Raw genomic sequence first — 23297 nt, forward strand, 5'->3', positions numbered from 1 at the left:
CCTTCATTTCGTCCTTCCTCTCTTCCTTTTTCAATCAATCCCTGGCTCAAGTTGCACATTTTCCTCACCCTCCTTTGGTCTTCTTCCATTGTGAATCCATACGCTCTCAATTTCTCGTTGGCTTTCTTTTCCTCTTCGCACTTAAACAAATAATGCAGCACTTTCAGTGAATCCTTGTCGTCTTCCCGGATCTCGTTTCCGATTTTGAATGTCGCCAGGTTCATCATGCCCTCCTTTGGCTCGTTTCTTGTCACCTGGCTACCTTCTGTTTTCTCGATCCATTCCTTTTTGATTTCCAGCTCGCTTTTTTTGATCCGGAAATCGTTGACGACCCACATCGAATACACCGGCCGCAACGCGTTGTAGTCCACTTTCTTTCCCACCTGGTTACATACCATCGCGGCCACATACAAATTCTTTCGTGATTCCAAATCGTACGCTTTGGGCATGTCCTTTTGGAAATCCGCGTTGCCGTACGCCTGCCATGATTTCTTTTTCATGCCAAACAACAGGTCGGGCTCGACGTAGGCGCCCGAGCTAAACGCGATCTCGCCCGACGCGTACGGGATTTGATCGGTGTCGGTTTCGATATAGCCGCGAATGGCTTCGATGGGGTCCGAAGCCAGAGGCGGCACGCCGTCTTTGATCAAATACGACAAAAGCCGGGTGTCCCGAAGCCATTGTTTCGCCATACGGTCGTACGCCCGTTGCTGCCGGCGCAGGCTTTTCCGTTCTTTTTTATTTTTCTCTTTCATATATATTATATACGACAAAGAGAGGACAAAAGGGACATTTTTTCTCAAAAAAAGTTTATTTTCAAAAAAAGAGTCCACTTGGACTCTTTTGTCTACTCCTGCGCGAATTGCGCGTTGTACAGCTTCGCGTATTCGCCGCCTTTTTCCAGCAGCGCCTCGTGCGTGCCGCTTTCCACGATATCGCCATGCTGCATAACTAAAATCAAATCAGCGTTGACGATCGTGGACAGCCGGTGCGCGATCACGAAGCTCGTCCGGTTTCGCATCACGACATCCATCGCGCTCTGAAGCCTTTTTTCCAGCCGGGTATCTACCGAGCTTGTCGCCTCGTCCAAAATGAGGATCTTCGGATCCTTGATAAGCGCGCGGGCGATTGTCAGAAGCTGTTTTTCCCCTTGGGAAATGTTGGAACCCGATTCGTTGATTAGCGAATCGTATCCATTGGACAATGTGCGGATGTAATGATGGACATTCGCCTGCTTGGCTCCCTCCACCACTTCGCAGCGCAGCGCTTCGTGCCGGCCGTATTTCAGATTTTGCTCAATCGTGTCCTCAAACAGCCACGCGTCTTGAAGGACGAGCCCAAACAAGTCGCGCAAATCGTGATAAGACATCGTTCGAATGTCGCGCCCGTTGATTTTGATCGCGCCGCCGCCGATCTCGTAAAAGCGCAGCAGCAAGTTCGTCAGCGTCGTCTTTCCCGCGCCTGTCGGTCCGACAATCGCGATCGTCTGCCCCGCCTCGACATGGATGTTGACATCGCGCATCAACGGCTCCTGACCATATCCAAACCGCACCCGCTCAAAGTCGATTGTCCGAATCGGTTCGTGAAACGGCTCGCCTTGCGTGTCCATGACTTCGTCCATATCCAAAAACGTGAACAACCGGTTCATTGCCGAAAACGCCGACTGCACCTGGTTGGACAGCTGCGAAAGCTGGGCGATCGGATCGTTGATGTTCCAAATATAGCGAATAAACGCCTGAAGCTGCCCTAACGTGATGACGCCCGCCAGCACTTGCAAACAACCATACAGCGCCACGCACCCGATGGTCACATACGTCACCAACGAAGTCGTCGGCCCGATCAGGCCGGACAAAAACAACGCCTTAAAGCCCGATTCCCGCATCGCCTCGTTCGCTTTTTGAAACCGGTCTTTCGCTTTTTCCTGCTGATCGTAAATGACGATCTCGTTGAAACCCGAATACAATTCGTTGATCGTCGCGTTCAAATCCGCCAGCGACTGCTGCTGGGTGTCGAAAAGCGGCTGGCTTTTTTTCACGAAGCCAAACGAAATCATTGCGATGACCGGCAGCGCCACGTACACCATCAGCGTCATCACCAAATTGATCGTGCACATCATGATCGAAACGAACACAAACGTGCACACCGCGCCAATGACGCGCGACAACGTCTGCTGCAAAGCGTTCGACACCGTTTCCACGTCGTTGGTGATGCGCGAGAGCAAGTCGCCGGTTTCCTGCGCGTCGAAATAGGAAACCGGCAGCCGGTTGATTTTTTTCTCGATGGCATTGCGAATGTCCTCCATCGTTTTTTGAATGGAGTCCGTCAGCAAAAACGCGCTCACCAGCTGGCTGGTGATTTTAATCAAATACACGCCAAGCAACATCAAAAGAATGCGGACGATCACGTTCATCTGAATATGCGCCCCCGGCACGCCTTTGGCCATTTGCGTCACATCCAGCTGAAGCTGAGTCGTGATCATCCCTTCGATACTTGGCATGACGGCGTAAATCACCTGCATGACCAAAACGAGAAACAACCCCGTCAGCAGCTTGACGCGGTGGTCTTTTAAAAAGCCCCACAAGTGAACAAGGCATTGTTTAAAGGTCAGTTTTTTCGGCATACGCGCGCACCTCCTTCTCGCTTAGCTGCGACAACACGATTTCGCGATACACCGCGCACGAATCGTACAAGTCCGGATGCGATCCATACCCCACGATCCGCCCCTCGTCCAAAACGAGAATCTTGTCCGCGTCCAAAATCGTGGAAACCCGCTGCGCCACCACGATAAAAATCGAATCCGGCCGCATCGGCTCCAGCGCCGCCCGCAGTTTGGCGTCGGTCTTAAAATCAAGCGCGCTAAACGAATCGTCGTAAATGTACAATCCGCTCTTCTTTAACAACGCCCGCGCGATCGAGATCCGCTGCTTCTGGCCGCCAGACAAGTTCGTTCCTTCCTCCGCGATTTCCTCCTCGTATTGCTCGTCGCGTTCCAAAATGAAATCCGCCGCCTGCGCGATTGTCGCCGCCTCGTGGACGGATTCAAACGACGCCTGCTCCAAGCCAAACGCGATGTTGTCGTGAATCGAGCCCTTAAACATATGCGGCTTTTGGGAAACGAAGCCCATCTCGCTGCGCAACGAGGACAAGTCCAAATCGCGAATGTTTTTTCCATTCACCAAAATCCGGCCTTTGGTCGGATCGTAGAAACGGGCCAGCAGCTTCACCAGCGTGCTTTTTCCAGACCCCGTGCTGCCAATGACCGCCAGCTTTTCGCCTTTCTTCACTTCAAATGAAATGTCCGTCAGCACGTTTTCCTCGCCATTGGGATAGGAAAACGAAACATGCTCGAGTCGGATATCCTCGATGCGTCCGATGCGTTGCGCCCCGGAAACGATCGTGCTTTTCGTTTCCAGCACGGCCTCGATCCGCTTAGCCGAAACATTGGCGCGCGGATACATCATAAACACCATACAAAAAACAAGAACCGACATCATCGCGTGGAACAAGTATTCAATAAACGCCACGACTTGTCCGATTTCAATCGCTCCTCTTCCAAGCATCAAAGACGAAAGGTAGTAGATCGCGATCGTCGCCAAATTCATCATAAAGAAAAACAAAGGATCGGTGCACGACATCATCTTAAACAGCCGCGTCGTCTGCGAAGTGTACCACTCGTTTTCCTTGGCAAACCGCTTTTGTTCGAACGGCTCGTTGTTGAACGAGCGAATGACCCGGATACCCGACAGGTTTTCCCGCAAGATCCGGTTCATCGCGTCCAGCGATTTTTGCTGGTTTTCCGACAGCGGGGCCGAAAACTTCGCGAACAGCACGACCCCAACCACAATGACGGGAATCGTCGCGAACACGATAGTCGCCAGCGGCAAAGACGTCATCGTCACCAGAAGCAAACTGACGACGATCATGACGGGCGCCAGCATCGCGCTGCGCAAAATCGTCTGCAAAAACACCATGATTTGATACGCGTCGTTGTTCGTTCGCGTAATCATGCTCGCCACGCCGAATTTCTCCATCTCGGCGTGGGAAAACCGCATCGTATGGTTGAACACCGCCTCGCGAATGTCGTACGTCACGTTCGTGCTAATGCGCGTCGAGCAATACGCCAGCAAGCTCGTTCCGCAAACCCCCAACACCGAGATCAACACCACGATCCCAAAAAAGCGGTACAAAACCGAAGGATCGTCCCGGTTGATTCCCTGGTCGATCATCTGCGCGATCAAAGTCGGGATGCCAAGCTCCGCCAACGCGAAGCCAAACACCGACACAAAATCAAGGAGCAGCAGCTTCTTGTACTTTCTTGTAAATTGCCAAATTAATTTCATCGCTCTCTCCTAAAAAAAGAGGGACGGCTCGTCCCTCTAAAATCCAAAGTCAAATTCTTAGTCTACAACGCTTTTCACGTAATCCAGCACTTCTTCCGCCGAATCCAGATTCAGGCAATGATCCGCGAGCTTCTGCATTTCCGCGTAGCTGAGCGAAGTCACGACTTTGCGCGCCTTCAAAATTTGCGTCGCCGACATCGAGAACTCATCCAGTCCAAGACCGAGCAAAATCGGTACCGCGTATGGCTCGCCCGCCATCGCGCCGCACATGCCGACCCAGCGGCCGTTTTTGTGCGCGCCTTTGATCGTCATGTTGATCAAGCGCAAAATCGAAGGGTTGTACGGCTGATACAAGTACGATACGTTTTCCGACATCCGGTCGGCCGCCATCGAGTACTGGATCAAGTCGTTCGTTCCGATCGAGAAGAAATCCGCGTATTTCGAGAATTCGTCCGCCAAAACCGCCGCGGCCGGAATTTCAACCATCATACCAACCTGAATATCGTCCGCCACTTGCACGCCTTCCGCGATCAGTTCCGCCTTGACATCCTCGTAAATGGCCTTGGCCTGTCTGAACTCGTTGATCGTCGCGATCATCGGGAACATGATACACAATTTGCCATACACCGACGCCCGGCAAAGCGCGCGCAGCTGGGTACGGAAAATATCCTGCTCCTTCAGGCACAGACGAATGGCCCGGTATCCAAGGAACGGGTTCATTTCCTCAGGGAACGTGTAGTACGAAAGCTTCTTGTCGCCGCCGATATCCAGCGTGCGGACAACGACTTTTTTGCCTTCCATGCCTTCGAGCACTTGCTTGTACGCTTCAAACTGCTCTTCTTCTGTCGGGAAGTGGTCGTTGTCCATGTACAGGAATTCCGTACGGAACAAGCCGACGCCTTCGCCGCCGTTTTTCAAAACGCCTTCCACGTCTTTGAAACCACCGATGTTTCCGGCCAGTTCCACTTCGTGGTCGTCCGTCGTGATGGACTTCGCGTTGACTAATACTTTGAGGGCTTCTTTTTCCTCTGCATAACGAGCCGCTTTTTCCTCCAGCTCTTTCACTTTTTCCTCATCCGGGTTCACATACACAAAACCATCCAGCGCGTCCAGACCGATCACGTCGCCGGTTTGAACCGCCTCGAGAACGCCCGAGCATCCAACCACGGCCGGAATCTCCAGCGAGTTGGCCATGATCGCCGAGTGGGATGTTTTTCCGCCAATCGCCGTCGCGAACCCTTTGACCCATTCGTTGAGCTGCGCCGTGTCGCTTGGCGTCAAATCGTGCGCCACGATGATCGTCGGCTCGTCGATCGCCGTCAAATCCGGGATCTGCAAACCGAGCAGGTTGCATTTCAAACGGAACGTCACGTCTTTGATGTCCGCCGCTCTTTCCCGGAAATAATCATTATCCATCGCTTCGAACATCGCGACCATCTGGTTTGCCACCGTGTCCGCCGCGTATTCCGCGTTCACTTTCTCGTTTTCGATCATCGACTTGATCTGTCCGGCGAATTCCGGATCGTTTGCCATCATCAAATGCGCATCGAATACCGCGAGTTCCTCTTCGCTCAGCCGCTTCGCCGCGCGCTCCTTGACGCCTTCAATATCTTTTACTGTTTTCGCCAAGGCATCGTCGAATTTTTTAATTTCCTCTACAGGCTCTCCCGCCTTTTTTTCAATGACAACTACCGGTGCTTCCAGCTTGTACGCTTTCGCGACATTCACACCAGCACTTGCCGCAATCCCTTTTAGCATGCTTTATTTCCTCCTATAATCAAGCGCTTTCAAACGCTATCATTTAGCCTAATTTTAACACTTTTTACGAACCCACACAATTCTTAAATCGAAGAATTGGCGCAAACGAAGCCGCAAAAAAAAGAACGACTTCGCATTCTTTACGCGCCCTCAACGAGCTGGCGCCGGCAAATATCGACCGCGTGATCCGAGATGCGCTCCAGATATTTGGCAATCAGCACGCCGTTGGCGACCCGATCCGGCGCCAGTTGTCCCGTACGCGTCAACGCCTGTTTCACCGACTCGAATCGCGCGTCCACCTCGGCGTCCAAAGCGATGATCCGCCGCGCCAGCTGCACGTCCCTGTTTTTGAACGCCACCATCGCCTCCAGCACCATTTTGGCGCTATGGTGCGCCATCCAGTGCAAGCCGGTTTGCCAATACAAAACCGGATCCTCGTTTTGCGCCAAAATCTGGCCGACATGTAGCGACTGGTGCCCGATCCGCTCCAAATCGTGAATGACTTTCAAGGCGCCCGCCACCTGGCGAAAATCGCTACCAAACAAGTTTTCCTTCAATAAAAGCTGCACGCACCGGTTTTCAATACCCTGCTCCAAGTCGTGCAGCCGGATATCCCGCCGCCGCAATGCCGGCAAGTCGAGCGTGGCGCTGCCATTCATCGTCCGAAACACGTCCATCATCATCGTTCCTGCTTCGATTCCCATTCCCACCACACGCTCATCCAGTCCATCCAGACGATCCTTCCCCATCACCATCAACCAAACCGTCCCCGAATGTAGTCTTCGGTCCGCGCGTCGCTTGGCGAATTGAAAATGACGTCCGTTTGGTCGCATTCCACCAGCTCGCCTTGCAAGAAAAACGCCGTCCGGTCCGCGATCCGCAGCGCCTGCTGCATATTGTGCGTCACGATGACGATCGTGTACTCTTTTTTTAGCGTCTGCACCAGCTGCTCGACTTTGGCCGTCGAGATTGGATCCAGCGCGCTTGTCGGCTCGTCCATCAAAAGCACATCCGGCTCGATCGCCAGCGCTCTGGCAATGCAAAGGCGCTGCTGCTGTCCGCCCGAAAGCGCCAAAGCCGACTTTTTCAAATTGTCTTTGACTTCGTCCCAAATCGCCGCCTGGCGCAGCGAGCGCTCCACGATACGATCCAGCTCTTTTTTGTTTTTGACGCCATGCGTACGCGGTCCGTACGCGATGTTGTCATAAATGCTCATCGGAAACAAATTGGGTTTTTGAAACACCATTCCCACTTGCTTGCGCAGTCCATTGACATCCAAATCGGCGATGTTGCGCCCGTCGACCTCGATCGTGCCCTCCAGCCGGCAGCCTTCCACCAAGTCGTTCATCCGGTTGATGCTTTTGAGAAGCGTCGATTTGCCGCACCCGGAAGGCCCGATGAGCGCCGTGATTTCCCTGGCGCGAATCGTCAAGTCGATCGACTTGAGCGCCTGGTAGCTTCCATAAAACAAATTCAGCCCTTCCACTTTGATTTTATCCATGCTCTCTTCTCCGTTCCGCTTTTTTCGCCAGCCACGACGCCAAGCCATTCATAAGCAGCACCACGACGATCAAAACCGCCGCGCTGGCGTATGTTTCATTCAAAAAAAGACCTTCCTGCGACAACGCGTACAAATGAACCGCCATCGTCCGCGCCGAATCCGTGACGCTTCCCGCCACCTGGGCCAGCGTTCCCGCCGTAAAAATCAACGCCGCCGACTCGCCGAACACCCGGCCGGCCGCCAAAATCGCGCCCGACAAAATACCGGGCAGCGCGGCGGGCAGCACGATTTTCGTAATCGTCCGCAGCTTGCCGGCCCCCAGGCCATAGCTTCCCTCGCGATACAACGCCGGGACTTCGCGAAGCGCCTCCTGCGTCGTTTTCATGATCGTGGGCAGCACCATGATCGACAAAGTGAGAGCGCCTGCCAGCAACGACAAACCCATGCCAAAAAACTGGACAAAGAACAGCGCGCCAAACAAGCCATAGACGATCGAGGGAATGCCCGCCAGCGTGTCCACCATCAAGTTGACAAGGTGGACGAACCGGTTTCCCGGCGCGGCGTACTCCACCAAATATACCGAGCCCGCCACCCCAACCGGCAAGGCGATCGACAGCGAAACCACGAGCATGAGCAATGTGTTGACAAGCGCGGGCATCAGCGAGACGTTGTCGCTGGTATACGTCCAGGCAAACAGCGAAGGCGTCAAATAAGGAATCCCCTTCCAGAAGATGATTCCTACAATCGCCAGGGCGATCCCTACCGTCAGCAGCGCGCTGGTCCAAACGACGATTTGACCAAACGAGATCCTTTTTCTTTTTTTTGATTGAATTTTCTTTACCATCCTATGGTCCTCGGTCAACGATTTCACGACGCGATCCTCCTTTTTACCCACGCCATCAACGCGTTCATCGCCAAAATCATGCCAAACAACACGACCGCCGTGCCAATGAGCGCCTGCCGATGCAAATCCGCGGCGTATCCCATCTCCATCGCGATGTTGCTCGTAAGCGTCCGGACCCCGCCCAGCAATCCATTCGGAAGCACGGCCTGGTTTCCGGCAACCATCATGACCGCCATCGTTTCGCCAACAGCCCGACCCAAGCCAAGCACAATGGCGCAAAAGATCCCGCTGCCCGCCGCGGGCAGCACGGTGAAAAACACCGCGCGATCTTTCGTCGCGCCCAGCGCCAGCGCGCCCTCGTACACGGTTTGCGGCACCGCGTGCAACGCGGTTTCCGACACGGAAATGATCGTGGGAACAATCATGATTCCAAGCAGGATGGCGGCCGCCAGCACGCTCATCCCGCTCGTTTGCGTCCAATGACGCAACAGCGGAATCAAAACAACGAGGCCGAAAAAGCCATACACGACCGAAGGAATGCCCGCCATTAAATTGACGATCGCCTTCATCGGGGCTTGCAGCTGTTTTGGACAATAGTACACAAGAAACACGGCACACAACACCCCGACTGGCGCGCCGACGACTAGCGCACCCAGCGTCACCACGCCCGTTCCGACAATCATCGGAAAGATTCCAAACTGTTCCGCGCCTGGCCTCCACACCTGGCCGAACAAAAAGTTCAGCCAGCCGATTTCGTGAATGGCCGGCAAACCATTGGCGAAAAGAAAGCCGCAAATCATAAAGACGGCGACAACCGCCATCCCCGCCGCCATTTGAAATATCCTCTTCGCGCCGTTTTCCTTCCAGGCGCTCATCTGTGGTTCTCCAGCGCCCGCCACGTTTGTTGCGGATCGCGATACACCGAGCGGACTTGTTCCATCGTCAGCGATTCAACCGGATTGGCCGGGTTGACGATGACGACAATGCCGTCTTTCGCGAACGCGATTGGCGTGAGGCCGCGTTTTAATTCCGAAGGCTTCAGCGCTCTGGACGACATGCCAATGGCGGCGGTTCCGTTGGCGACATCGCTCAATCCACTTGAGGAATCCGACTGCTGGACGACGATTTCCGCCTTCGGGTTGATTTGCGCGTAGCGCTCCTTCAGCTTTTCCATGACGGGCGCGATCGAGCTGGAGCCCGTCACCATGATCGAGCCTTGGGGATGGCTCGTTTGAAACGGCAAATCCGTTCCCGTCGCGACATAGCCTTGCTTGGCGATGATGTTTTCGCCTTCCCGGCTTAACACGAATTCGACGAATTCCTCGCCGGCGGGCGGCAAATCGTCTTTGATGGCCAAATAAAACGGCCGGGCGATCGGATACGTTCCGTCTTCAACCGTCTGCACGCTCGCGCGCACCCCGTCGATAGCGACAGGCTTGACCATGTCGTTCATGGCGCCAAGCGACGTATAGCCGATCGCGTACGGATCGCCCGCTGTCGACATCATCATGACCGAGGTCGCGTTCGTGACCGCGATGCCTGGATGGATGGCGTCCACTCCCTTTTCATCACGCAATGCAAACAAATCGGCAAACGCCTGCCGGGTTCCCGAGCCATCCTCTCGCGTCAGCGCGTGCATCGTGGCGTCCGGATCGAACGCGCGCTTTTCCTGCGCCTGCACGCCGCATCCGGTGCAAATTCCCAGTCCTAAAACGAAGATTGTGAAAATCCTTTTTTTCAGACTTTGATTCATAAGGTTCCTTTCCAATGTTTCTATCCACTTTCACGCATTCATTGTATCAGCAACCACGTTAAGCCCTTTCCTGCGTTGTGTTAAACGTGCGTTAAATCCGGACACAAAAAAAAGCCGTGAAAATTCACGACTTACGCTTTGACAGGATGAATCGAGTACACCGGAATGGCCTTGGTGAGCGCCAGGGCGACCAGCGAAGCGAGCACAAGCTCGAACAAGCCGTTCGTGGCGACGGTGTAGGCCATGACGCCAATCAGGGCGTTTTGGGCGATGCCAACCGCGCTCGAATAGTCGGCGCCAAAGAAAAGCACGATCATGCCAAGCACCAAAACCGTATGGCACGCCGTCGCGATGCCGGCCGCCAGCGCGGCGCTTGTGGAGCATTTGAGCTTTTTTGAAAAGAGCTGGAACGTGAGGCCGGCAATGACGCCAAGCAGCACGCGGGGAACGATCGCGATCACCAGGGACAGGAAGTTGCCGCTCATGCCGCCAATCGTGACAAATGGCGAGAATACGAAACTCGTAATCCCCGGCTGCATCGTCGCGTTGATGACCGACGTGATTCCAAAAATCAAGCCCAGCGCCGCACCATAGCCGGTGCCCAGAAACACGGCCGCCAAAATCACAGGAATGTGCATGAGCGTGGCGCTGATCGGCCCGATGCGCAAGTACCCGAACGGGGTCATCAAAAGCATCATCTCGATGGCGATGAACATGGCGAACAACGTCATCTTTTTCAAATTTTTCGATTTTTTCATGTTTACCTCCTACTCTCGCTCTGTATGGATGCGATGTAATAAAAAAATCTTTTGTCTGGTCGTTTTTTGAACTTCGTGTCACTTGATCACGATTTCACAACCACCTCGTCCAGTATAAAAAAAACGAAGTGAAAAATCAACGCGCATTCCCGCTAAATCGAGGATGAAACCGCTTTCACGACTCGTTTTGGAAAAAAGCGACAAAGTAGCGGCCGAATTTTTTGTATTTGACTTCGCCCACCCCGCTGATCGCCAGCATTTCGGCTTTGTTTTGCGGACGGGCGGAAGCCATTTCGCGCAACGTGCGGTCGTTGAAAATCGCGTAAGGCGGCACCCGGTATTTTTTGGACAGCCGCGTGCGAATGGCGCGCAATCCTTCGAACACGTCGTCGGCCGCCGCCTGGGCCGCTTCGGCTTTTTTGTACTGACGCATCGTCAGCGAAGCCGGCTGCTTGAAAAACGCGTTGCCTTTGGGCGTGATTTTCAGCAGGCGGTACGTGTCGTTGGTCGTCTCCACCAGCCCATCCTGCACCATGAATCGCAAGATGTCTTGCAGCTGGCGCATCGTAAAGCCCGACAAGTTGCCATAAAACGCGCTTTGGTCCAAATGGTACTGCTCGATTTTTTGCGAACGGCTCCCTTTGACAAGCGAAAGCACAAGCGTAGCCCCGAACTTTTGCCGCACGCTTTTGATCGCGCCCAAAATCGTATGGACGCTTTCGGATATTTCCACCGTTTCGTATTCATGCAAACAGTTGGAACAAGCCTCGCACCGGGTTGGGGACGGCTCGCCAAAATACGCCAGAATGGCGTGGCGCAGGCAGTCGGGACACAAAGCGTAGTTTTTCATCGCTTCGAAACGGCGCCAGTCCTTGGCGATCCGCTCTTTTTTTTCCGCCTCGTCCACGCCGTCAAAATCCTGGTTTTCAATAAAGAACCGGAGCACCCGCTCGTCTTTGGCGTGATAAAACAAAATGCACTCGGCCGCTTGTCCGTCCCGGCCCGCCCGGCCCGCTTCCTGATAGTAGTTTTCCAGCGACGAAGGCATGGAGTAGTGAATCACGTAACGTACATCCGGCTTGTCGATTCCCATGCCGAAGGCGTTGGTCGCGACCATGACCGGCTTGCGGTCGAAAATAAAGTCTTCCTGGTTGGCGTTGCGCTCCTCATCGGACAGCCCCGCGTGGTAGCGCGTGGCCGGCACGCCGGCTTGCTGGAGCTTTTCACACAGCATCTCGACGTCTTTGCGGCGGATGCAGTAAATGATTCCGCTCTGGCTGGAGCGCTGGCGCACGAGTTCAAGCAGCCGCGAAAACGAGTTGGCCGGGTACTCGACCGCGAAAAACAAGTTTTTCCGGTCGTATCCCGTTTTGACGACTTGCGGATCGCGCATGCCCAAAAGCTCGATCATGTCGCGCTCGACTTGCGCGGTCGCGGTCGCGGTAAACGCGCAAAAACGCCAGCGCTTACTGTGAGTTTCAAAAAACGACTTGATGCGCAAATAGCTTGGGCGAAAGTTCTGGCCCCACTGGGACACGCAATGCGCCTCGTCGATGGCGACCATGGAAATGTCGGCCTGGTCGACGAAGCGCAAAAACGACGCGCTTTCCAGTCGTTCCGGCGCCACGTAAATGATTTTGTATTCGCCGCGCTGCGCCAGAGCGAGCGCTTTGGCGTACTGCCCCGGGGTGAGGGTGCTGTTCAAATACGCGGCGCGGATCCCGTTTTGATTGAGCGAGCGGACCTGGTCTTTCATTAAGGAAATGAGCGGGGAGACAACAAGGGTGATTCCCGGCAGCATGAGGGCGGGAATTTGATAGCACAAGCTCTTGCCCGCGCCAGTCGGCATAATGGCTAGCGTGTCCTGTCCGGCTAAAATGGCGTCGATAATTTCTTCCTGCCCGGGTCGAAACGTGTCGTAGCCAAACTGTTTTTTCAATACGTCGTATTTCATAGCGCCTCCTCTTTGATTTCGGTTTTTTCATTATACCGCAAGATCGTGGCGAAAAAAAAGCAGGAGCGTCCTCCTGCGTTTACCGCTCTTCCCGATCCTGAAACTGGAGCCGGTAATAGTTGGCGTAAATCCCGTTTTCGGCCATGAGCTCGTCGTGGCTGCCGCGCTCCTTGATGCCTTCGTCGTCGATGACGATGATTTCGTCGGCGTTTTTGATCGTGCTCAGCCGGTGCGCGATCGTAATGCACGTCCGCTCTTTGGCCAGCTCGTCCAGCGCCGCTTGAATGACGCGCTCGCTTTCGTTGTCCAGCGCGCTCGTCGCCTCGTCAAGCACGAGGATTTTCGGATCTTTTAAAAACACCCGGGCGATCGCGATGCGCTGCTTTTGCCCGCCCGACAAGCGGGTCCCCCGCTCGCCCACGTACGAATCGTAGCCGTCGGGCAGCGACAGGATGAAGTCATGGATGTTCGCCTTTTTGGCGGCCGCGACGATTTCCTCGTCGCTTGCGCCGTCTTTTCCATAGGCGATGTTTTCACGAATCGTTCCCCCAAACAAATACACGTCCTGCTGCACGATGCCGACCGCCTGGCGCAACGACTCGAGCGTCACGGCGCGGATGTCTTTGCCATCAATCAGGATGCGGCCCTGACTGACGTCGTAAAAGCGCGGGATCAGCGAGCAAAGCGTCGTTTTTCCGCCACCGCTTGGGCCGACCAGCGCGACTTTTCGTCCCGCTTTGATGTGGATGTTGACGTCGTCCAAAATCGTTTCGTTGTCTTCGTACGAGAAGCCGACGTGTTCGAAATCAATGACGCCTTTGACATCCGAGAGTGGCTTGGCGTCCGGCGCGTTCGTGATTTCGGGAATCTCGTCGATGACTTCCTCGAATCGTTTAAAGCCCGAAAATCCCTTTTGGAACATTTCGGTGAACTCGATCAAAATTTCAAGCGGCGAAACAAAGACATTGATGTACAAAGCGAACGTCGCCAGCTCGATGGCGCTCATTTGCCCTTTGGCAATCAAATACCCTCCGCATACGATGATCGTGACATAGAGCAGGCCTTGCAAAAAGTTTGTCCCGCCATAGTACCAGCCCATGATGCGGTAGTTGTCGATTTTGCTGTCGAGATAGCGGCCGTTGGACATCTCGAACTTGCGCCGCTCCTTGTCCTCGTTGGCAAACGACTGCACGACGCGGATGCCGGCCAGCGAATCTTGCAGCGAGGCGTTCACCTCTCCGATCTTGCGGCGGTTGTCCATGAACACGCGCTTCATTTTCTTGTTTTGAAAAAGCGAGAAAACGAAGAGGACGATCGTGACCGCCAGCAAGGCGAGTCCAAGCTTCCAGTTGATAAAAAACAAAATAAGAAAGCTGCCAACGACTTTGACCAGGGAAATAAACAAGTTTTCCGGTCCATGATGGGCGAACTCGCTAATGTCGAACAAATCGCTCGTCACGCGCGACATCATGATGCCGGTATTGTGCCGGTCATAGTAAGAAAACGACAGTCGCTGGTATTGTTCGAACAAATCCCGGCGCATGTCGCTTTCCATGCGCGCGCCCATGATATGGCCCTGGGCCGACACATAGTAGCGGCACACGCTGCGCAATCCATACAGCAAAACCAGACCGAGCGCGACAAATCCCACCAGTCGCAAAATGTGGGTGGCGTCCTGCGCGAACAGCGTCGTCGAGCAGTAATCCAAAATCAGCGGAAACACGATGTCGATGATCGAGATGGTTAGCGCGCACAGCAAGTCGATGGAAAAAACGACTTTATAAGGTCGATAATACGAAATAAAATGACGAATGGTTTTCATAATTCACCTCGTGAACCATTATCCAAAAAAAGGCAAGCTTTTGCAAGGCGGATTTCATCGCGCGCCTTCGTGGCGTTTCCATTCCATCCGGTTTTTTGAAAAGCGGTAAACCGCCTTTCCCTCGTCGGCGAAATACGCCAAATAAGAGCGGATCGTGCTGCCGACCAACGCGTATTGTTCGATGCTCATGACTAGACCATAGGTGTCGAACAGGCGCCTTAGCGCTTCGTCAAAGCCAGTCCAGTCGGAAAGGATGTCCAAAAGCGTCGTTTCGATTTCCTGTACGACGTCTAAATTACATTGAATCAAAGACCGCAAATCGGCGGCCGGGGCGGCGTGGCTTGGAACGAACCACTTCGCCTTGACCGTTTTTAGCTGTTCCAGCGTTTCCTTGTACGCTTTCACGTCGTAAATAAAGCCGACTTTGTATTTGGACAAGGTTTCCTCGCTGGACAGGCAGTCGGCAACGAACAGGACATCGTCGGGCGTTCGAAACCCGATCATATCCAGAAAGTGGCCCGGGAGCGCGATGATCTCGATTTCCTTTGGAAAGCCCGGATTCGACACGTCGACGACATCGCTTGGCTTGGCCATCAAAAATTTGTGACGTAGCGCCTTGCACGGAAACCCGCCATAGAGCAGCGAAGGCTCGAGCACCGGATGCGAAATGAACGCTTTTTCCATCCCCGCCGAAAACACGGGGCATCCATACTGCCGCTGCAAATAGGCGTTGCCTCCAATGTGGTCCGCGTTCGAGTGGGTGCATAAAATGCCTTTCAACGTCCACCCGTGGGCGTCGAGCAGCTTTTTGAGTTTGCGTCCCGCGTCCTTGTCGTTACCGGCGTCAATCAAGTACACGTCGGTTTCGTTTTGCCTCCACAAGCCGATGTTGGTCGGGCCCGGCACGTAAAACGTGTTCGCCCCCAGTTGTTTGATTTCCATATTCCCTTCCTCCTAATAAAAAATTTGATCGTACACTTCGCAATCCGTGTCGCCGATGTTTTCGTACGTATGCTCGACATCGGCCGAAAAGCGCGCCGCCTCGCCGGGGTGCACGATGACGGTTCGCTCCGGCAGCTCGATTTGAAGCGTGCCGGCGATGACGCTGACAAGCTCGACGACGCCCTGGTCGTGGGCGGACGATGCATGCCGGCATCCGGGCGCGAACCGGATCCAAAACATCTCGTAGTTTTGGATTGGATCATAGGCGAACAACGGACACGCCATCATGGCGCCTGCCTCCTCCTCGATGGCGTTTGTTTGGTCCGGCGTGGCCAGTTCGATGGCGCGCGGTTCGGGCTCGATGAGTGTCGTGAGGGGCACGCGAAATCCGGTCGCCAGCTTCCAAAGCGTCTGGATCGTGGGCGACGCCTCGCCACGTTCGATTTTTCCAAGCATCACGGCGCTGACACCGCATTGACGGAAGGCGGTGTCCAGCGTCCAGCCCTTGCTTCGACGAATTTGACGTACCCGTGTGCCAATAAAATCCGGTTTCTTACTCATGATTATATCCTTTCTTATCTATATTCTATATTATTATATATTTTGAATAAAAAGAAGAGAAAAGAAAAAACCAGTTCGTGAATATCCAAACCAGTCGTCATGTACCCTCTTCTCCATCTCATGCGCTTATTTCAGATACCTGGGGGGGCGTGTAGCTTCCAATGATTGTTCGCGTTTCCTTTTTGCGATTTGAAATCTTTAAATCGAAGAGAACAGAATTGCTAATCAATTATTATTTTAACAACTGAAACAAGCACAACGATCAAAAATATTCGTCGAAAGGCGTTTTTTCTTATATCTCCATTGATTTGATATTATTATCACTACATGATACATTAAAAACACAGGTAGAAATACCATTCGGGCTGTCCGAAAGGTCTAGGTCCCACCAGATGGCGGAGAGGTTCTCCGCTATTTTTAATTTAAGAAAGGAAAGAGAATGAAAGAACTTAGCATCTTTGTTGATGAATCAGGTGATTTTGGTAAATATGACCCTTGTTCTCCTTATTACCTAATAGCCTTGATTTATCACAATTAAAATATTGATATTTCTTCCCCTGTAGAACGACTCAATTTCGATTTACGGAACTTCGGTTTTCCTAACCATTGTCTTCCGCCGAGAAAAAGAATATAAACATTTACATATTGGCCAAAGAATCCAGCTATTAAACCAATTTTATTTCTTTTTAAAAAAATTGAAAATTCATTATTCCATTATAGAGTTTGAGAAAAAAAACTACACGAATGAACTTGATATGATTTCTCAACTATCCAAATCTTTAACTTCCTCACTTTGCAGAAATAAAAATTACCTAAATGAATTTGACAATTTAATCATTTATTACGACAGAGGGCAGTCCCAAGTAACAAAAATATTATGCTCTGTTTTCAGTACAGTTTTTCCAGATAAAACAATAAAATTTAAAGAAAAAGTATCTCCTGAAAACTATAAATTATTTCAAGCTGCCGATGTAGTATACACTTTTGAACTCATTGCCCGAAAAATCGAGCAAAACAAAATGTCAAATTCAGAAAAAAGATTCTTCAAGTCAAATAGAGATTTCAAGAAAAATTACTTCAGAGTCGTCAAATCAAAAAAGATATAAATCAATACATATAAATTTCAATCGTCTTCAGGCCAGAAAAAACTTTTAAAGCGTAAATTCAAGACGATAAAACAAACGCGTCTTTGTCAAACATAACAAGGGCAGTCCATTCAGCAATTCACACCTTTGCATCGAACGAAAAAAAGCCAGACGGCGCACGTCCGTCTGGTCGTTTTCATAAAGATTTATTCGTCTTTTTTGAATTCGTCTTTGAGATCCTTGATTTTTTCCTCAGCTGCTTCGCGTGCGGATTTGATTTCGTCGCGGACATTTTCCTTGACTTCTTCGTATCCTTCGCGAGCGGCTTCCTTCATATCGTGCAGATCCTCGCGTCCTTCCTTGCGGATTTCACGCTCGGCGTCTTTGGCGACTTTAATGCCGTCTTTAGCCAAGTCGACTTCCGCTTTTTTCTCGGCCTTGGCGGCGTCGATTTCCTCGCGGCGCGTTTCCCGGTCTTCCCCGCGCGTATCCTTGCGGACTTGACGGATTTCTTCGCGATCCTCTTTCGCGATTTCACGTTTGGCTTCGCGCGCCGTTTTAACGTCTTCTTTTGCGAGATCGACTTCCGCGTCTCGTTCATCGCGTGCCGCTTTGATTTCGTCGCGTTCGGCTTCCTTGCCGTCTTTGCGTTGTTCGCGCGCTGCGTCGATCGCCGCTTTTTCGTCGGCTCTTACTTCTTTTTTATCGTCTTTGTATTGTTCGTAATCCATATGCTCCTACCTCCATCGTTGTTTTTATTGTAGTGCACTCAACCGGGAAACACCAATGAAGTGATTCTCAAATCAGGAATCCGCGTCCCGGACCGGATTTTCGTCGCCCAAGTCGTACAAGGTGGAAGGATCGCTGCTCGAATGCCACGCCTTGTAGATGACATTGCTTTTGGGATCCGCGAACGCTTCCTCGAAATATTCCCAAAACTCGCCGGGCGTCACAATGCCTTTGCTGCCATGAATCGCCGGGTCGATTCGATTGAGCAAGTCGGCGGCGAAAAGCGAGCAATTCGTGCCAAGGATCCAATACGTCTTCCATTCCCCGCTTTTGAACTTGTAAAACTGGCTCCCGGTCCGGTACCACAACCGGCTGGCGTAGTCGTTTTCATAGGCGGAAAACGACGTGTCGGGATCGGCTTGGAGCGCTTGCTCGTAAGGCGATTGCCAATGGTATGTCTGCTCGTGGATTTCATCCATCAGCGCGTGTAGCTCTTTTTTTTGAGCTTCGGTCAGCGTCAAGCCATATTCGAACATCGTCACCCCCTCGTACAGACACGTGTTGTTGATGTAGTCGCGATCTGGACACAAAAACAAGATGCCCGGTCCAATCGAGCGAAACAGCTTTTCGTTGGCGGTATCGTAGTTGCCGTATGAATACGTCATACCTTCGTAGGCAATCGTCATGTGGCCGAACACATGAACGCCCGACAGGCCTGTATGGACAAAGACGCGCAAATCGACCGGCTCCTCGTTTTTTCGTTCCGCCTTCCGTTCCGGTTTGATTTGAAGCTGGGCGTGCGTGATGACTTCCAGCACGAAAAACGGCAAGACGGCGACCAGCGCGACGGGCAGCGAGCTCCAGTGTCGAAACGAGTAGTAGCGCGTCGACTGAGGATGCGAAAACGAAACCATCTCAAAATAAAGCTGTCCGGCCTGGACGATCAAATACAAGCCGACAATGTATTGAATGTATTTCAGCGAGCCCAAGCCGCTGCGAATGGTCGCGAACAACAGCAGCGCGTAGACGATGAGCCGCAAGGCGTCGTACCACCAGGAGGCCGCTTTGTCCTGCAAGTCCAACACGGTTTGCACGAGAAACGCCACCACGTTGACAAGCAGGTAAACCGCGAACACGCCGACGATGACGACTTCCCCCGACTGGCGGTGGATCCATAAAAAAACCGTGAACGCCGTGATCAAGGCCGCTTCCAAAAAAACGAATCCCCTTTTTTTCACGAATGCCTGATACCAGACGAACAGCGCGGAAAGCGAGCAAATCGCGGCGCACACATACAAAAAAATGTCGGCGTTGAACTCCGGCAAAACAAGACACGTCAAGCCGGTTCCGGAAAGAACGAGAATCCCGAACACGGCGATGGCCCGCCGCCAGTTCGTGATTTGGTGAAGAGAAATTGACTGCATAAGTTTCATGGTTTTATTTTAACGGGAATCGCCCGCTTTTTCTAGCTTGCTACTTATGGCCGGCTATACCAAAATGTTTTGAAATTTAAAAGTTTGTCTCCCACAATCATTCCGCATTGCATCAAAATTGAAAAAACCGCAAATATCATGCTAATGTAAAATCAACCTTAAGGTCTATGTGAACAACACGAAGACAATTCGTCAGAGCGCTCTTTGAAAACCGAACATGAGGTAAATAATATGCTAAAAATTAACGCTTATTCCGATGTATCCCATTTCTTTGAAACAGATTTGGGCGCAGCTGTCAAAGCTGTCATCCTTTTGATCGTCGCCTTTATCGTGGCGGCGATCGTGAAGTCGATTATCGTGAAGCTGCTGTCGAAAACGAAACTCGCCCAGGCCAAGTCGCCAGAAGGCGAAGGCAATCAGGGGGCGAAAGCGATTGAGCTGATTGCCAAACTCGCGCAGCTAATCGTGTTCCTGCTCTTTGTTCCTGGTATTTTTGAAACGCTGGGCATGACGCAGGTTTCAGCGCCGATTTTGAACATGCTCAATAACGTATGGGTTTATGTTCCAAACATCATTGGTTCCGTCATCGTATTGTGGGTTGGCTTCTATATCGCCAAACTCGTCCGCGAACTTTTGATCCCGGTTTTAAATAAGCTGGAAATCAACAAGCTCCAAAATCTTGCCGGTATCCAGGTGGACGACCAAGGCAAACTGTCCAACACGATCGCGTACATCGTCTATGTTCTCATTTTGATCCCGATCATTATCGCGGCGTTGTATGTGCTGAACATCCGCGCGATTACCGATCCGGCCATCGCGATGCTGAGCATTATCTTCAACTACATTCCGAACATTTTCGCGGCCCTTGTCATTATCGTCATTGGCTGGATTTTGTCGAAGTTTATTGGCAACATCGTGGCCCGTCTAATCGAGGCGTCCGGACTGGATGCCAAAGTCGAGAACCTGATGGGTTCCAAAAATAAAAACTTCATCCTTTCGAAAGTTACAGGAAAAACAGTCGAAGTCATTTTGGTTATCTTCTTTGTCGTTGAAAGCTTTAGCGCCCTGCATCTTGGTATCCTGACAAGCATCGGCCTGGCTGTCATCGACTACATGCCATACGCATTAAGCGCCTTCCTGATTTTGATCGCTTGCGTCTTTATCGCGGGCATTTGCTCGAAAGCGCTTCGAAACAACGAACATCCTTCGCTGGCGATTTTGGTTCAGTACCTGATTTACACGATTGGCGCGTTCATGATTTTGAATGAACTCGGCATCGCCAAGGAACTGGTTGACAGCGCGTTTGTCATCGCCATTCTCGCCCTCGGCATCGCCTTCGCGATCTCGTTTGGCGTCGGTGGCCGCGACTTCGCGAAAAACGTTTTGAGCCACTTCCAGAAAAAACTGGATATCGAAGAGGCTCCGAAAAAAATCGACGAAGACAAATAAATCTTCTTGATTTCCTATCTTTTTACCATCGAAAAAGGACGATCCGTCGCGGCCGTCCTTTTCTTTTACAAAATCGCTTTCAGCCGCCGCTCGATCCGCTCGAGATCGTGGATGGCCGCGTCAAAATCGACGAACAAGTCCGCAAACAACGACTCGATGTCGGTTTCGAACGCCTCCGGGACGACTGGCAGCTTTTTGGCTTCGCGCAGCATCCGCTTCTCTCCGGGATGCGTCGTTCCATTGAGTCCAAACAGCAAGTCGAAGTACGACTCCACGAACGCGGCCGCCCGGTGATTTATCGCGGGCGTGTCACGGCGCGCAATCACCTTTTTAATCTGGCCGGCGTAGTTAGGCAGTCCGTCAAACAACAGCGCCTTTTGCCGGCGAACGATGTTTTCCTTCAATTCGGCAGGATATGGCACCGTGTATTTTTTTTGCAGAGCGGCAAGTCGTCCATGGCGGTCGAACAAGATCTTCGTTTTGAGAAGGTTGTTCCACAAACACGTGGTGTAGGCGTTTTGCGCCTGGTGGTCGATCACGACGTGCCGCACGCTCTGATCGAGGTCGTCGATACGCCGGTACAAAATGTCGATGGGCGTCCCGTCCGTGAAAACGCCGTCGTCCTCCCGTTCCCAAAACGTGTTGTCGTATTCCATGATCTGGAACAAACCGGCGAAGATCACTTCACGCTGCGCGATCGGGATATCGGCGCGAACGTAGACGTAAAGATCGTAGTCGGAGCCCGCGTCCGCCTTTCCGGTCGCTCTCGAGCCGCCAAGCCCGATGGCTTCCACGCTTTCACACGCGCGAAACCGGTCGACAAGTTCCGAAAACGCTTCCTTTTCCTTCATTTTTTCTCCTCCTTTGTTTGCCTTTTATTATACCTTTTCTTCCGGATTTGAAGAAAAAAATTTGACAAGACACCTTTTATCGCCGATGATGGAGAAAAAGGTGGTGGTAAATTGCGTTCTTTGTACATCGCGCAAAAGCTTTTTTCTTTATGGGGAACGTACGACGTGGCACGTGAGGATGGAACGATCGCGTATACGATCAAAGGCTCGCCTTCTCTGACCCGGAAACTCACGATTTATGACGGAAATGGCCAGCCGGTTGGTTTGGTCCATCAGGCTTTCCTGTCCTTGCTGCCCTGCTTTGAAATCATCCGCAACGGGGAGAAGCTGGGGACGATTCAGCAAAAGCTTACCTTGCTTCGGCCCAAGCTCGTTATGAATTACATGGGCTGGCAGGCGGATGGCAATGTGTGGGGCTGGGATTACGAGGTGCGCGACGATGCCGGAGGGCTCGTTGGCACGATTCAAACCGAGCTTTGGCACTTGAGCGACCATTTTTCTATCCATTACGAGCGGGAGGAAGACGCGTTGCCGCTTCTCATGCTTGTTTTGGCGATTGACGCGTTGCAGGACTCCGCTTCGCAGGGTTGAAATGTATCTTTTTGATCATACCAATTCTGAGCTTTACTTCGGTTTATTAAATAAAACTGTAACTTTTCATTTAAAACCGCTTTTCTTGGAGCGAAAACACAGTATAATAAAAATGGGACTCCGGTCCCGCATGTGTATCGCTGCACGAGACGCGATGGATAAATGCTCGTGTTCAAATGTGAGCCGCTGCACGAGACGCGGCATACAAATGCTCGTGGTCACATGCAGAGCTTCTTTATGAAGCTCTTCCAGGAGATTTACCGATGTTTGTTGAAGAGAATCATTTTTACTTCATGAAAGACTCGTATTTCCGGGATTTTCCGGAAGCCGGTCTGATGCCGAACAAGATCATCGTCAACAACGCTGTCCATGATCGTCCGGCATATTTTGCCTTGCGCGATTCTACAGACCCTGAGATCTTATGGTTCATCCCTATCTCTTCTAAAATATCGAAATATAAACGGATCGCAGAAGAGAAAAAAAGAAAATTCGGTCGTTGCGACACGATCGTATTTGGAGATATTCTCGGTCATGAATGCGCATTTTTGATTCAGAACATGTGTCCGATCACGTCACGTTACATCGAAAACGAATATATGGATCACAACCATTATCCGGTACGGATCCCGTATCGGCTTGAGAAGACACTTTCCAAGAAAGTCCGCCGCATCCTTTTGCTGGAAGGCCAGGGAAAGCGAATCACATTTTCGAATGTAATGAAGATCAAACACGACATGCTCGAAAGAGCGAAAACAGGCAAAGCGCCTTCCGCTTATTGAGGGCGCTTTTTTTGCTTTCAAAACCAGGAATGATCTCTCTTTTCTATGTCATTTTTTCATAAAATGAAAAGTTTTTTCACTCCATGAATTCTTCCGTTTTCATTCGCAATTAACTGTGTTAAAATAGGTACAGGTAAGAACTTTACC

The 23297-nt window shown here is 51.9% G+C and carries 20 protein-coding genes; 4 read left to right on the top strand and 16 right to left on the bottom strand.

Annotation, left to right across the window (positions count from 1 at the left end; genetic code table 11):
• Positions 1-847: 847 nt before the first annotated feature.
• From ABNS49_RS04910 to ABNS49_RS04970, 13 genes are all read right to left on the bottom strand, one after another.
• Positions 848-2620, bottom strand: a complete 1773-nt coding sequence (locus tag ABNS49_RS04910) for an ABC transporter ATP-binding protein (RefSeq protein WP_348687984.1) — start codon at positions 2618-2620, stop codon at positions 848-850.
• On the bottom strand, positions 2598-4340 hold the full coding sequence (locus tag ABNS49_RS04915) for an ABC transporter ATP-binding protein (protein ID WP_135980779.1): 1743 nt from the start codon (positions 4338-4340) through the stop codon (positions 2598-2600). Before ABNS49_RS04915 ends, ABNS49_RS04910 begins: the two co-directional genes overlap by 23 nt.
• A gap of 57 nt (positions 4341-4397) precedes the next feature.
• Complete coding sequence (gene ptsP, locus ABNS49_RS04920) at positions 4398-6098, bottom strand: phosphoenolpyruvate--protein phosphotransferase (protein WP_135980778.1); 1701 nt, start codon at positions 6096-6098, stop codon at positions 4398-4400.
• 140 nt (positions 6099-6238) lie between these two features.
• Complete coding sequence (locus ABNS49_RS04925) at positions 6239-6853, bottom strand: PhoU domain-containing protein (protein WP_168353621.1); 615 nt, start codon at positions 6851-6853, stop codon at positions 6239-6241.
• The gene (pstB, locus tag ABNS49_RS04930; RefSeq protein ID WP_135980776.1) at positions 6853-7599 is read right to left on the bottom strand and encodes a phosphate ABC transporter ATP-binding protein PstB; all 747 of its coding nucleotides are present in this window, start codon (positions 7597-7599) and stop codon (positions 6853-6855) included. The genes ABNS49_RS04925 and pstB overlap by 1 nt, the downstream gene beginning before the upstream one ends.
• Positions 7592-8470: a phosphate ABC transporter permease PstA gene (gene pstA, locus ABNS49_RS04935; RefSeq protein WP_289149309.1), complete on the bottom strand. Its 879-nt coding sequence runs from the start codon at positions 8468-8470 to the stop codon at positions 7592-7594. Before pstA ends, pstB begins: the two co-directional genes overlap by 8 nt.
• Positions 8467-9318: a phosphate ABC transporter permease subunit PstC gene (gene pstC, locus ABNS49_RS04940; protein WP_135980774.1), complete on the bottom strand. Its 852-nt coding sequence runs from the start codon at positions 9316-9318 to the stop codon at positions 8467-8469. The genes pstA and pstC overlap by 4 nt, the downstream gene beginning before the upstream one ends.
• On the bottom strand, positions 9315-10196 hold the full coding sequence (locus ABNS49_RS04945; RefSeq protein ID WP_135980773.1) for a substrate-binding domain-containing protein: 882 nt from the start codon (positions 10194-10196) through the stop codon (positions 9315-9317). Before ABNS49_RS04945 ends, pstC begins: the two co-directional genes overlap by 4 nt.
• Before the next feature lie 131 nt (positions 10197-10327).
• Positions 10328-10954, bottom strand: coding sequence for an ECF transporter S component (locus ABNS49_RS04950; protein ID WP_135980772.1), 627 nt, complete (start codon positions 10952-10954; stop codon positions 10328-10330).
• A 175-nt stretch (positions 10955-11129) separates the two neighbouring features.
• Positions 11130-12908 (bottom strand): DNA helicase RecQ, encoded by a 1779-nt coding sequence (gene recQ / locus ABNS49_RS04955; RefSeq protein WP_135980771.1) that lies wholly within the window; start codon positions 12906-12908, stop codon positions 11130-11132.
• A gap of 79 nt (positions 12909-12987) precedes the next feature.
• Entirely contained in the window at positions 12988-14730 is a 1743-nt protein-coding gene (locus ABNS49_RS04960) for an ABC transporter ATP-binding protein (protein ID WP_135980770.1), read from the bottom strand.
• A 54-nt stretch (positions 14731-14784) separates the two neighbouring features.
• The gene (locus tag ABNS49_RS04965; protein WP_135980769.1) at positions 14785-15672 is read right to left on the bottom strand and encodes an MBL fold metallo-hydrolase; all 888 of its coding nucleotides are present in this window, start codon (positions 15670-15672) and stop codon (positions 14785-14787) included.
• Between the two features lie 12 nt (positions 15673-15684).
• Positions 15685-16233, bottom strand: coding sequence for an XRE family transcriptional regulator (locus ABNS49_RS04970; protein WP_135980768.1), 549 nt, complete (start codon positions 16231-16233; stop codon positions 15685-15687).
• Positions 16234-16988: 755 nt separating this feature from the next.
• Here ABNS49_RS04970 and ABNS49_RS04975 point away from each other — a divergent pair.
• Complete coding sequence (locus ABNS49_RS04975) at positions 16989-17339, top strand: hypothetical protein (RefSeq protein ID WP_135980767.1); 351 nt, start codon at positions 16989-16991, stop codon at positions 17337-17339.
• 185 nt (positions 17340-17524) lie between these two features.
• On the opposite strand, the gene ABNS49_RS04980 is transcribed toward ABNS49_RS04975, so the two are convergent.
• Positions 17525-18049, bottom strand: a complete 525-nt coding sequence (locus tag ABNS49_RS04980; RefSeq protein WP_135980766.1) for a hypothetical protein — start codon at positions 18047-18049, stop codon at positions 17525-17527.
• A gap of 72 nt (positions 18050-18121) precedes the next feature.
• Positions 18122-19480 carry a hypothetical protein gene (locus ABNS49_RS04985; protein ID WP_304968550.1) on the bottom strand — a complete coding sequence of 453 codons (1359 nt, stop codon included), beginning with the start codon at positions 19478-19480 and terminating at the stop codon, positions 18122-18124.
• Between the two features lie 231 nt (positions 19481-19711).
• On the opposite strand from ABNS49_RS04985, the gene ABNS49_RS04990 reads away from it, so the two are divergent.
• Entirely contained in the window at positions 19712-20929 is a 1218-nt protein-coding gene (locus tag ABNS49_RS04990; RefSeq protein WP_135980764.1) for a mechanosensitive ion channel, read from the top strand.
• Positions 20930-20994: 65 nt separating this feature from the next.
• Here ABNS49_RS04990 and ABNS49_RS04995 read toward each other — a convergent pair whose 3' ends face one another.
• Positions 20995-21780, bottom strand: a complete 786-nt coding sequence (locus ABNS49_RS04995) for a nucleotidyltransferase domain-containing protein (RefSeq protein ID WP_289108255.1) — start codon at positions 21778-21780, stop codon at positions 20995-20997.
• A 111-nt stretch (positions 21781-21891) separates the two neighbouring features.
• Between ABNS49_RS04995 and ABNS49_RS05000 the strand changes: the two genes are divergently transcribed.
• Positions 21892-22371, top strand: a complete 480-nt coding sequence (locus tag ABNS49_RS05000; RefSeq protein WP_135980762.1) for a hypothetical protein — start codon at positions 21892-21894, stop codon at positions 22369-22371.
• 263 nt (positions 22372-22634) lie between these two features.
• Positions 22635-23150 (top strand): hypothetical protein, encoded by a 516-nt coding sequence (locus ABNS49_RS05005; protein WP_288343136.1) that lies wholly within the window; start codon positions 22635-22637, stop codon positions 23148-23150.
• Positions 23151-23297: the final 147 nt, after the last annotated feature.

The sequence above is a fragment of the uncultured Dubosiella sp. genome (assembly GCF_964018005.1).
GTDB classification, from domain to species: Bacteria; Bacillota_I; Bacilli_A; order Erysipelotrichales; family Erysipelotrichaceae; genus Dubosiella; species Dubosiella muris.